This is a genomic window from Actinomadura sp. BRA 177, from assembly GCF_013372625.1.
Taxonomy (GTDB): Bacteria; Actinomycetota; Actinomycetes; order Streptosporangiales; family Streptosporangiaceae; genus Spirillospora.
In genome coordinates, this window is record NZ_JABXFD010000159.1 from 1 (window position 1) to 11408 (window position 11408).

At 70.8% G+C, this 11408-nt stretch carries 10 protein-coding genes and 1 pseudogene; 7 read left to right on the forward strand and 4 right to left on the reverse strand.

Annotation, left to right across the window (positions count from 1 at the left end; all coding sequences use genetic code 11):
* Window positions 1–974 (reverse strand): homogentisate 1,2-dioxygenase domain-containing protein (locus HUX53_RS04975; protein ID WP_309237056.1); only part of this gene is annotated, 974 nt, incomplete at its 3' end.
* Here HUX53_RS04975 and HUX53_RS04980 point away from each other — a divergent pair.
* From HUX53_RS04980 to soxR, 4 genes and pseudogenes are all read left to right on the forward strand, one after another.
* Window positions 882–1526 (forward strand): annotated as a pseudogene (locus HUX53_RS04980) (TOBE domain-containing protein); the annotation flags it as partial. The gene HUX53_RS04975 and the pseudogene HUX53_RS04980 overlap by 93 nt on opposite strands.
* Before the next feature lie 176 nt (window positions 1527–1702).
* Window positions 1703–3556: a phosphoenolpyruvate carboxykinase (GTP) gene (locus HUX53_RS04985; protein WP_176401988.1), complete on the forward strand. Its 1854-nt coding sequence runs from the start codon at window positions 1703–1705 to the stop codon at window positions 3554–3556.
* A gap of 121 nt (window positions 3557–3677) precedes the next feature.
* Window positions 3678–4136: an HdeD family acid-resistance protein gene (locus tag HUX53_RS04990; protein WP_255204940.1), complete on the forward strand. Its 459-nt coding sequence runs from the start codon at window positions 3678–3680 to the stop codon at window positions 4134–4136.
* A gap of 148 nt (window positions 4137–4284) precedes the next feature.
* The gene (gene soxR, locus HUX53_RS04995; RefSeq protein WP_217919094.1) at window positions 4285–4824 is read left to right on the forward strand and encodes a redox-sensitive transcriptional activator SoxR; all 540 of its coding nucleotides are present in this window, start codon (window positions 4285–4287) and stop codon (window positions 4822–4824) included.
* Between the two features lie 3 nt (window positions 4825–4827).
* On the opposite strand, the gene HUX53_RS05000 is transcribed toward soxR, so the two are convergent.
* A complete protein-coding gene (locus HUX53_RS05000; protein ID WP_176401990.1) occupies window positions 4828–7224 on the reverse strand; it encodes a glycoside hydrolase family 65 protein in 2397 nt (798 codons plus the stop codon).
* Window positions 7221–7994, reverse strand: a complete 774-nt coding sequence (locus HUX53_RS05005) for an HAD family phosphatase (protein ID WP_255204941.1) — start codon at window positions 7992–7994, stop codon at window positions 7221–7223. Before HUX53_RS05005 ends, HUX53_RS05000 begins: the two co-directional genes overlap by 4 nt.
* A 142-nt stretch (window positions 7995–8136) precedes the next feature.
* Here HUX53_RS05005 and gndA point away from each other — a divergent pair, with 142 nt between their 5' ends.
* The gene (gene gndA / locus HUX53_RS05010) at window positions 8137–9561 is read left to right on the forward strand and encodes an NADP-dependent phosphogluconate dehydrogenase (protein WP_176401991.1); all 1425 of its coding nucleotides are present in this window, start codon (window positions 8137–8139) and stop codon (window positions 9559–9561) included.
* Between the two features lie 211 nt (window positions 9562–9772).
* Complete coding sequence (locus tag HUX53_RS05015) at window positions 9773–10096, forward strand: hypothetical protein (RefSeq protein ID WP_176401992.1); 324 nt, start codon at window positions 9773–9775, stop codon at window positions 10094–10096.
* 60 nt (window positions 10097–10156) lie between these two features.
* Here the strand turns inward: HUX53_RS05015 and HUX53_RS05020 are convergent, their stop codons facing one another.
* A complete protein-coding gene (locus HUX53_RS05020; RefSeq protein ID WP_176401993.1) occupies window positions 10157–10339 on the reverse strand; it encodes a hypothetical protein in 183 nt (60 codons plus the stop codon).
* 205 nt (window positions 10340–10544) lie between these two features.
* Between HUX53_RS05020 and HUX53_RS05025 the strand changes: the two genes are divergently transcribed.
* Complete coding sequence (locus tag HUX53_RS05025) at window positions 10545–11141, forward strand: HD domain-containing protein (protein WP_176401994.1); 597 nt, start codon at window positions 10545–10547, stop codon at window positions 11139–11141.
* Window positions 11142–11408 lie beyond the last annotated feature (267 nt).

Consider the following 11408-nt stretch of genomic DNA (forward strand, 5'->3'; position numbering starts at 1 on the left):
GGGGGGGGGCGGGGGGGGGGGCGGGGGGGGGGGCGGGGGGCGCAGAGCGGGGTGGGTGGGAGGGCGGGGTGGGGGAGGGGGGGGCCGGGGGCAGGGGGGTGGGGGGGCGGGGGGGGGGCGGCGGCGTGCGGGGGGGGGGGCGCGGCGATGACAGTGGAGAGGCGGCGCCCGAGCAGGGGGGGGTTCGGCCGGACCGTGAGGGCGGTGGTGAGCGCGATGGCGTTGAGGGTGGCGGGCAGCGCGGCGCAGCACGCGTCATAAGCGGGTTGCAGTTGCAGGCATTCCAGGGCGAACTGGGTCGGGCGCAGCACTTGGCTGGTCTCGAACATGAAGGCCATGGTGTTGTCGATCTTGTGCGGCGCCAGGTCCACGTTGATAGCCTTGGTGCAGGTCTCGCCGTCCGGGCCGTGGGCGCTCATGCAGCTGTGCAGCGACGCGCCGCCGGGCAGGAAGCCTTCGGCCTTGGCATCGTAGGCGCCCTGGATCAGGCCCATGTATTCATTCATCAGGTTGCGGTGGAACCACGGCGGACGGAAGGTGTTCTCGGCCACCATCCAACGCGGCGGGAAGATCACGAAATCGAGGTTGGCCAGGCCATGCACGCTGGTGGGTGAGGTCAATACGGTGAAGATCGACGGGTCCGGGTGATCGAAACTCACGGTGCCGAGGGTGTTGAAGCGGCGCAGGTCGTATTTGTACGGCACGTTATTGCCGTGCCAGGCGACCACGTTGAGCGGCGAATGGTCCAGCTCGCAGGCCCACAGCTCACCGAGGAATTTCTGCACCAGCGTGGTGGGTTGCTTGAGGTCTTCGTAGCGGGCCACTGGCGTCAGGAAGTCGCGGGGGTTGGCCAAACCATTGCTGCCGATAGGGCCCAGGTCGGGCAGGCGCAGCGGGTCGCGCTCGCCCGCGCGCTGGCCGTCGACCCGGGCCTGCTCCTGCTGGACGAGCCGCTCGCCGCCCTCGACGCGCACACCCGGCTGGAGATCCGGGCCGCGCTGCGCCGCCACCTCGCCGGGTTCGCGGGCGCGGCCGTGCTCGTCACCCACGACCCCCTCGACGCGATGGTGCTGGCCGACCGCATCGTGGTGATCGAGGGCGGGCGCCTCGTCCAGGAGGGGACGCCGGCGGACGTCGCGCGACGTCCCCGCACCGGGTACGTGGCGCGGCTCGTCGGGCTGAACCTGTACCGGGGACGGGCCGCGGGCGGGACCGTGGTGATCGGCGGCGGCGCCGGGACCCTGGACACCGTGGACTCACCCGACGGTGAGGTGTTCATAGCCTTCGCGCCATCCTCGGTGGCGCTGTACCGGACGCGTCCCGACGGCAGCCCGCGCAACCTCTGGCGCGCCCGCGTGGCGGCGGTCGAACGGCAGGGAGACCGCGTCCGGGTGCAGCTGTCCGGGCCGCCTTTCGACGCCGTCGCCGACGTGACTCCGGCCGCCGTCGCGGAACTCCGATTGGCGGAGGGCAGCACGGTGTGGGCGGCCGTGAAGGCCACCGAGACCCACGTATACCCAGCTTGAGCGCGGCCTCACCCGAGCACGCCGAGGTGGCGGGCGTCACGTCCGGCACCGCGTGAGAACAATCACAAATCGGGCAAGAAGCCCTAAATGCGGACGGGATTGGTCCAGACCAAATGGCAAAAACGACGGGTCTTGTTCATCATGCAAAGATCTGCGAACAGCTGAAGGAGTAGCCCGTGTCCATCCAGGTCCCCGGCCTCGACCAGGCCCCTACCGACCACACCGAACTGCTTGAGTGGGTGCGCGGGATCGCCGAGCTGACCAAGCCGGACCGCGTGGAGTGGTGCGACGGCTCGGAGGAGGAGTGGGAGCGGCTGACCGGCCTCCTCGTCGAGCAGGGCACGCTCACCCGGCTCGACCCGGCCAAACGGCCGAACAGCTTCCACGCCGCGTCCGACCCCACCGACGTCGCCCGCGTCGAGGACCGCACGTTCATCTGCTCCGAGAAGGAGGCGGACGCCGGTCCCACCAACAACTGGGTCGCGCCCGCCGAGATGAAGGAGACCCTGGGCGGTCTCTTCGACGGCAGCATGAAGGGCCGCACCATGTACGTGGTGCCGTTCTGCATGGGCCCGCTCGGCGGGAACATCTCCCAGCTCGGCATCGAGATCACCGACTCCGCCTACGTCGCCGTGTCCATGAAGATCATGACGCGGATGGGCGCGGGCGCGCTGAGGCTCATCGAGGAGCGCGGCTCGTTCGTCAAGGCCGTCCACTCCGTAGGCGCGCCGCTTGAGCCCGGCCAGGCGGACGTCAAGTGGCCCTGCAACTCCACCAAGTACATCACCCACTTCCCCGAGACCCGGGAGATCTGGTCGTACGGGTCGGGCTACGGCGGCAACGCCCTGCTGGGCAAGAAGTGCTACGCGCTGCGGATCGCCTCGACGATGGCGCGCGACGAGGGCTGGATGGCCGAGCACATGCTCGTGCTGAAGCTGACGCCGCCGGCGGGCGAGACCCGCTACGTCGCCGCCGCGTTCCCGTCGGCGTGCGGCAAGACCAACCTCGCGATGCTGGAGCCGACCATCCCCGGCTGGAAGGTCGAGACGATCGGCGACGACATCGCCTGGATGCGGTTCGGCGACGACGGCCGCCTCTACGCGATCAACCCGGAGGCCGGGTTCTTCGGCGTCGCGCCCGGCACCGGCGAGAGCACCAACGCCAACGCCGTGAAGACGCTGTGGGGGAACAGCATCTTCACCAACGTCGCGCTCACCGACGACGGCGACGTCTGGTGGGAGGGCCTCACCGACGAGCCGCCCGCGCACGTCACCGACTGGAAGGGCAACGACTGGACGCCCCGGGGGGTGGCGGGGCGTAGCCAAGGGGGCGAAACACAGTCCGAGACCCCGGCCGCCCACCCGAACGCCCGCTTCACCACCCCGGCCGGGCAGTGCCCGATCATCGCGGACGAGTGGGAGGACCCGAAGGGCGTCCCGATCTCGGCGATCCTGTTCGGCGGCCGGCGCGCGTCCGCCGTCCCGCTCGTCACCGAGTCGTTCGACTGGCAGCAGGGCGTGTTCCTCGGCGCCAACATCGCGTCCGAGAAGACCGCCGCCGCCGAGGGCGCCGTCGGTGAGCTGCGCCGCGACCCGTTCGCGATGCTGCCGTTCTGCGGCTACAACATGGGCGACTACTTCGGCCACTGGCTCGACATCGGCAAGGCCACCGACGCCGAGAAGCTCCCGCGGATCTACTACGTCAACTGGTTCCGCAAGAACGCCGACGGCAAGTTCATCTGGCCCGGCTTCGGCGAGAACAGCCGCGTGCTGAAGTGGATCGTCGAGCGGCTCAACGGCAAGGCCGACGCCGCCAAGTCGCCGATCGGGCACCTGCCGACGCGGGAGGCGCTCGACACCGACGGCCTCGCCATGGACGACGCCGACCTGGAGACGCTCCTGTCGGTCGACACCGAGGTGTGGAAGCAGGAGGCCGCCCTCGTGCCGGAGTTCTTCGAGAAGTTCGGCGACCACATGCCGCAGGCGCTGTGGGACGAGTACCACGACCTGGTGCGCCGCCTGGAGCACTGACCCCGGGGCAGTGCCGGCACGGGGCCGGTCGCGGACTTTGCCGAGTCCGCGACCGGCCTTGGCCTTTCCGGTGGGAGGCGGGGGCAGCAATGGGGATATGTCCCCATCCCGGGAGGCCGGAATGTTCGACTCGATGACCCGCCACTGGTGGGTGCTCGCGCTGCGCGGCGCGTTCGCGATCCTGTTCGGCATCATCGCCTGGGCGTGGCCCGGCATCACCGTCTGGGCGCTGGTGCTGCTCTTCGGCGCGTACGCCCTGGCCGACGGCGTGATCGCCGTGACGCACGCGGTCCGCGGCGCCACCGGCGGGACCCGCGGCCTGCTCCTGCTCGTCGGGATCGCCGGGATCGCGCTCGGCATCGCGGCCCTGGTGTGGCCGGGAATCACCGCGTTCGTCCTGCTGATGCTCATCGCCGCGTGGGCGGTCGCCGTCGGCGTCCTGGAGATCGTGGTCGCCCTCGCCATGCACAAGGAGCTGCGCGGCGAGTGGGCCTACATCCTGACCGGCGCGGTCTCGCTGCTGTTCGGGATCCTGCTGTTCGCCTGGCCGGTCTCCGGCGCGATCGCGTCGTCTGGCTGATCGGGCTGCTGGCGATCCTGTCCGGCGCCGCCATGCTCGGCGCCGCGTTCCGGCTGCGCCGCCTCGGCCGCCGCGCCGAGCGCCACGCCCGCACGACCCCCGCCACCCGCCACTAGGGGAACCTCAAGCGGAGTTGAGGTCGCGTAGGATGCGGGCCATGGCGCGGCTGGAGCACCGGGTGCACGAACTGACCGTCGGGCAGCCCGCCGAGCGGAGCGGCGTGGCGGTCTCGGCGCTGCACTTCTACGAGTCCAAGGGGCTGATCGGCAGCCGCCGGACGGCCGGCAACCAGCGCCGCTTCACCCGCGACACGCTCCGCCGGGTCGCGTTCATCAAGGTGTCGCAGCGCGTCGGGATCCCGCTCGGCGACATCCGCGACGCGCTCGCCACCCTCCCCGAGGAGCGCACCCCCACGGTCGCGGACTGGGCGCGGCTGTCGGAGACGTGGCGCAGCGACCTCGACGCCCGCATCCGGCAGCTCGAACGGCTCCGCGACGACCTCACCGACTGCATCGGCTGCGGCTGCCTGTCGATCGGCAAGTGCGCGCTGGCCAACCCCTACGACCGGCTCGGCGACGAAGGCCCGGGGCCGCGCCGGCTCCTCACCGAGCGCACGGCCGCACCGGCCGGCGGCGAGGCGGACGCGGTCCCCCCGGAGTGCGCGAACGTCTGCACCCCGGGGGAGTGACCGCTACTTCCGGCGCTGCGGCCGGATGTGCGGCTCGAATCGGCGCGGCGCCGGTTCGCGTCCGGGCGGCTGGGTCACCGGCGGCGGCGGCTGGACCGGCTCGATCGGCAGCTCCACCGGGTCGTCACCGAGCGTGAACCGCTCGCCGTGGTGCCACAGCTTGAGGCCCGGGCCGTCCAGCAGCTCGTAGCGGGTCTCCTCCGCGGTCACCCCGACCTTGATCCGGTTGCCCCGGTAGCGCAGCCGGAACACCAGCCGGCTGATCCCGCCCGGCAGCCGCGGCGCGAACCGCAGCTCGCCCCGGCGGGCCCGCATCCCGCCGAACCCGGCGACGAGCCCGCTCCACGCGCCCGCCATGGAGGCGATGTGCAGCCCGTCGCGGGTGTTGTGGTTCAGGTCGTGCAGGTCCATCAGCGCCGTCTCGCCGAGGTAGTCGTGCGCGAGGTCCAGCTGGCCGACCTCGGCCGCGACGACCGCCTGCGTCTGCGCCGACAGCGAGGAGTCCCGGACGGTCAGCCCCTCGTAGTAGGCGAAGTCGTGCTCCTTCTGCTCCTCGGTGAACGCCTCGCCGCACAGGTGCAGGGCGAGGACGAGGTCGGCCTGCTTGACGACCTGCTTCCGGTAGAGGTCGAAGTAGGGGTAGTTCAGCAGCAGGGGGTAGTGGTCGGGCTTGGTCGCCGCGAAGTCCCACCGGGCGTGGTTGGTGAAGCTCTCGCTCTGCGGGTGGACGCCGAGCCGGTCGTCGTAGGGGATCAGCATCGCCGCCGCCGCGTCCCGCCACGACGCCGCCTCCTCGGCGTTCACCCTGAGCCGGTCGGCGACGTCCGGGTGGCGCATCGCCATCTCGGCGGCCTCCTGGAGGTTCCGGCGCGCCATGAGGTTGGTGTAGACGTTGTTGTCGACGATCGCGCTGTACTCGTCCGGGCCGGTGATGCCGTCGATGCGGAACACGCCGCCGACGTCGTGGTGGCCGAGGCTCCGCCACAGCCGCGCGGTCTGCACCAGGATCTCCAGGCCGATCTCCCGCTCGAACTGCTCGTCCTGCGTGGCGTCGAGGTACCGGACGATGGCGTCCGCGATGTCGGCGTTGATGTGGAACGCCGCGGTCCCGGCGGGCCAGTAGCCCGAGCATTCCTGGCCGCGGATCGTCCGCCAGGGGAACGTGGCGCCGTGCAGGCCGAGCTGCCGGGCGCGCTCGCAGGCCAGCGGCAGCGTCATGTGCCGCCAGGCGAGCGCGTCCTTCGCCGCGCCGGGGGAGGTGTACGTCAGCACGGGCATCACGAACGTCTCGGTGTCCCAGAACGTGTGCCCGTCATAGCCGGGACCCGTCAGCCCCTTGGCCGGGATCATGCGGCGCTCCGCGCGCGCGCCCGCCTGCAGGACGTGGAACAGCCCGAACCGGACCGCCTGCTGGATCTCCGCGTCGCCCTCGACCTCGACGTCCGCGCCCTCCCAGAAGTCGTCGAGGTAGGCGCGCTGCTCGGCGAGCAGGCCGTCCCAGCCGGTCTGCCGCGCGCCCGCCAGGGCCCCGACCACCTGGTCGTGCAGCGCGGGCCGGGACCGCCGGCTCGACCACCCGTAGGCGATGTACTTGACGATGCGCAGCTTCTGCCCCGGCTCCAGCCGCGTCGCGACCGTCAGCCGCCCCACGTCCGGGGCGCTCTCGGTCTCCACCCGCATCGACTCGGGGCCCTCGATGTCGTGCGACATGCCGGCGCCCATCCGCAGCCCGCTGTGCCGCGTCCGGTGCAGCAGCAGGACCTTGGTGCCGTTGGCGAAGTGCTCCTCGCTGACGAGCGGGCTGTCCAGGATCGCCGACGAGCGCGGGTCCTTGCCGCCGCCGGGCAGCGCCTCGTTGGCCACGATCTCGGACTGGGCGACCACCCGGACCGCGCTGTCCACCGGCTCGACCTCGTAGCAGATCGCCGCGATGGCCCGCTGGGTCAGCGACACCAGCCGCACCGACGTCACCTTGATCGTCTTGTCGGCGGGGGAGGTCCACTCGACGTGCCGGGTCAGCGTGCCCTCCCGCATGTCCAGCACCCGCTCGTGGTGGTGGACGCGGCCGTAGCGCACGTCGAGCGGCTCGTCGTCCACCAGCAGCCGGATCACCTTGCCGTTGGTGACGTTGATGACCGTCTGCCCCGACTCGGGATAGCCGTAGGCGGTCTCGGCGTGCGGCAGCGGCCGCAGTTCGAAGAACGAGTTCAGGTACGTGCCCGGCAGCCCGTGCGGCTCCCCCTCGTCGAGGTTGGCGCGCATCCCGAGATGCCCGTTGGACAGCGCGAACACCGACTCGCTCTGCGCCAGCCGGTCCAGCCTGAGCTCCGGCTCCCGGACGCACCAGGGCTCCACCGTGAACACCGGCCGCTCCGCGGTGCTGTGCCCCCGCTCGCTCACACATCCTCCAGCAGTTCGGACAGGTCGTCGACCACCACATCGGCGCCGTGCTCGGCGAGCGCCTCCGCGTGCGCCTCGCCCAGCCGGTTCACGCCCACCACGTACGCGAATCCGCCGGCGCGGCCCGCCTGGACCCCGGCGAGCGCGTCCTCGAACACCACCGCCCTCGCCGCCGGGACGTCGAGCTCCTGCGCGCCCGCGAGGAACATGTCCGGGGCCGGCTTGCCCGGCAGGTGCCGCTCCGCCGCGACGACGCCGTCCACCCGCGCGTCGAACAGGTCGGTGATGCCGACCGTCCGCAGTACCTGGACGGTGTTGGCGCTGGACGACACCACCGCCGTCTTCAGCCCCGCCTTCCGCGCCGCGCGGACGTAGTCGATCGAGTCGTCGAACGTCTCGACGCCCTTCTCCTCGATGAGCTTCAGCACCAGCGCGTTCTTCCGGTTGCCGAGCCCGCGGATCGTCTCGGTCTCCGGCGGGTCGTCGGGGTCGCCCTCCGGCAGCGTGATGCCGCGCGACTCCAGGAACGAGCGCGTCCCGTCCTCGCGCTTCTTGCCGTCCACGTAGCGGCCGTAGTCGGCCACGGGATCGAACTCGGTGAACGGCGAGCCCGTCCGGCCGGAACGTTCCCGGAGGTAGCCGTCGAACATCTCCTTCCACGCCGCCGCGTGGACGGACGCCGTCCGGGTCAGCACCCCGTCGAGATCGAAGAGACACGCCGCCGCCTCGTCCGGCAGTCCCAGCATCCGCACCCCCTGGAATGTCACCATCGAAGTGAGAGTTGTCGATGATCAGTTACCGCGCGACCCGTTCCCGCAACGAGCGCGGACATGCCGCCCGCGCTCGAACGAGGGGGATCATGCCCCGCGTACAACCCCTTGGTCAGGGTCGCACACGAGGAGGAGTGAGCCAATGGACAAGGCGCGAATCGGCGTCACCGGGCTGGCGGTGATGGGCCGGAACCTGGCCCGCAACCTCGCCCGGCACGGGCACCCCGTCGCCGTCCACAACCGCACCGCAGCCCGCACCAAGGCGCTGGTGGAGGAGTTCGGCGACGAGGGGACGTTCCTGCCGGCCGAGACCGCGGAGCAGTTCGTGGCGTCCCTGGAGCGGCCCCGCCGCCTCGTCATCATGGTGAAGGCGGGCGCCCCGACCGACGCGGTCATCGACGAGTTCGCCCCGCTGCTGGAGCCCGGCGACATGATCGTGGACGGCGGCAACGCCAACTTTGCCGACACCCGCCGCCGCGAGTCCGCCCTCCGCGAACGCGGCCTGCACTTCGTCGGCACGGGCATCTCCGGCGGCGAGGAAGGCGCGCTGCACGGCCCGAGCATCATGCCTGGCGGTTCCGCCGAGTCCTACGCGGCCCTCGGCCCCCTCCTGGAGGACATCTCCGCCAAGGTCGACGGGACGCCCTGCTGCACCCACGTCGGCCCCGACGGCGCCGGGCACTTCGTGAAGATGGTGCACAACGGCATCGAGTACGCCGACATGCAGCTGATCGCCGAGTCCTACGACCTGCTCCGGCACGCCGCCGGCCTCGCGCCCGCCGAGATCGCCGAGGTCTTCCGCACCTGGAACACCGGCCGCCTCGAGTCCTACCTCATCGAGATCACCGCCGAGGTCCTCGCGCACACCGACGCGTCCACCGGCAAGCCGTTCGTGGACGTCGTCCTCGACCAGGCCGAGCAGAAGGGCACCGGCCGCTGGACGGTGCAGACCGCCCTCGACCTGGGCGTCCCCGTCGGCGGCATCGCCGAGGCCGTGTTCGCCCGCGCCGTCTCCGGCCACGCCCCCCTCCGCGAGGCCGCCCAGCACCTCCCGGGCCCGTCCCGCACGGCCACCGCCGGCCCCGGCTTCGCCGACGCCGTCGAGAAGGCCCTCTACGCGTCCAAGATCGTCGCCTACGCGCAGGGCTTCCACGAGATCCAGGCGGGCAGCGCCGAGTACGGCTGGAACATCGACCTCGGCGCGATGGCCACGATCTGGCGCGGCGGCTGCATCATCCGCGCCCAGTTCCTGGACCGCATCCGCGCCGCCTACGAGGCCGACCCGCAGACGCCGACCCTGCTCACCGACGCCCACTTCGCCGAGGCCCTCGGCGACGCCCAGGACGCCTGGCGCGACGTCGTCGCCACCTCCGCGCGCCTCGGCATCCCGGCGCCCGGCTTCTCCACGGCCCTCGCCTACTACGACTCCCTGCGCGCCGACCGCCTGCCGGCCGCCCTCACCCAGGGCCAGCGCGACTACTTCGGCGCCCACACCTACCGCCGCGTCGACCGCGAAGGCACCTTCCACACCCTCTGGGGCGCTGACCGGACCGAAGTGACTACCTGAGACCCGCAACAGAGTTCCCGCGCGCGCTCTGGCGAACGGTGACCTTCCCTAGGGCGCACCCAAGGAAGGTGACTGCAGTGGGGGGTGATTCGCGGTTGGTCCGTTGTGGCTAAACGTGATCGAATGACGACCAAGAGTCCTCGGGGCGTGCCAGGTTGAGGTGTCGCACTCCCGCGAACACAGGACAAGAAGGAGAGGTAGCATGCCGGTCATGTCGCCCAAGCCCCTCGAACAGGTCACCCTCGCCGACCTGGCCACCAAGGACGACTTGAAGAACCTCGTCACCAAGGACTACCTCCACCAGGAGCTGAACTCCCTCAAGCAGGAGCTCAGGCAGGAGTTCCGCGGGGAGATGGGCTCGCTCAAGGAGGAGCTCCGCGGGGAGATCGGCTCGGCCAAGCGGGAACTCCGCGGGGAGCTGGGCTCGGCCGTGAACCTGATCATGGGTGAGCTGGGCAAGATGTCCGCTCGCCAGGAGGAGATGGCCGGGACGCTGGCCCGCCTCGTCGCCAAGTCCGAGGGCGTGATGCAGTAACCGACACGTGTGTGCCCCCGGGGGAGTGCTCCCGGGGGCACAGGCATGTCCGGGCGTGGCTCACGGCTCGTCCGGTTCCTTCTCCACCCCGGCGATCGGGTCGCCGTCCCGCGTCCCGCTCGCGGCGTCCGACTCGTACCCTTCGTCGGCGCTCTCGGTCCCCGGCACGACCCGCTCATGAGCCTGCTCCTCCATCCCCGAACTGGCTCCAGGCCCCCTGTCCGCCGGATCGTCCTTCTTCATCGCGCTTCCCCCTCCAGGTGAGCGGTTCGTCCCGTCCAGCCCTTTCTTGCTCGTCCAGCCCCGCGCTAACCCGCTCGTGAGCGCCGGTTGCGGGATTCGGGTGGTCTGCCGCGCGGGAGGCAAACGTGGCAAGGCGGACACTGGAACACCTGGACACCATTGCTGCGGCGCCTCCCTCGGGTATCCGGACCGTAGGGTTGGCCGGGTGCGGATACCGGGGGACGGGGAGATTCGGGCGCTGCATGAGAGGTTCGCGCCGGGGCGGGAGGCGTTCGAGCTTGTTTGGACGCACTGTGTGATCGTTTGTGAGATCGCTGAGCAGATCATGGCCCGCGGCGGGCTTGAGGTCGATGCGGAGCTTGTGCGGGCCGGGTGTCTGTTGCATGACGTCGGGGTCTACCGGCTGTACGACAGCACGGGGAAGTTCGACTACACGCAGTACGTCCGGCATGGGGTGCTTGGATATGAGCTGCTCAAGCGTGAGGGCTTTCCTGAGGTGCTCTGCCGGTTCTGTTCCTGTCATACCGGGATGGGGCTTACTCGGGACGACATCGTGCGGCAAGGGCTTCCTGTGCCTCCTGGCGACTATGTGGCCGAAAGCGGCGAGGAGCGGGTTGTCATGTATGCGGACAAGTTTCACAGCAAGACCAATCCGCCCACGTTCGTGTCTGCGGAGACCTATGCCGTTCATGTGCGGCGGTTCGGTGCGGAGAAGGTCGCGGCCTTCGCGGCGATGCGTGAGGCGTTCGGGGAGCCGGATCTCAAGCCCTTGGCGGCCGCGTACGGGCACGCTCTGGTGTGACGCCCGGTGTGCGCCCGTATGACGTGACCGGCTGAAGAGGCCCAGGTCAGGGGTGCGATCTGGGTTGGGTGTTACGGCGGCGCACAGTCCGGGGTGGTGACGCCGGCGCAGGGTGTTCTCGTTCGGGCGAGATGGACGGGGAGCGAGGAGCATGCGGACGATCGTGGAGTTGGCGCCGGTGGTCGGCGGGTGCTGAATGTGGTCGCCTTCGCCGGGCGGAAGCGGGCGCGGTGACGCTGTCTCCTATACACAACAGACGCTGCCGAG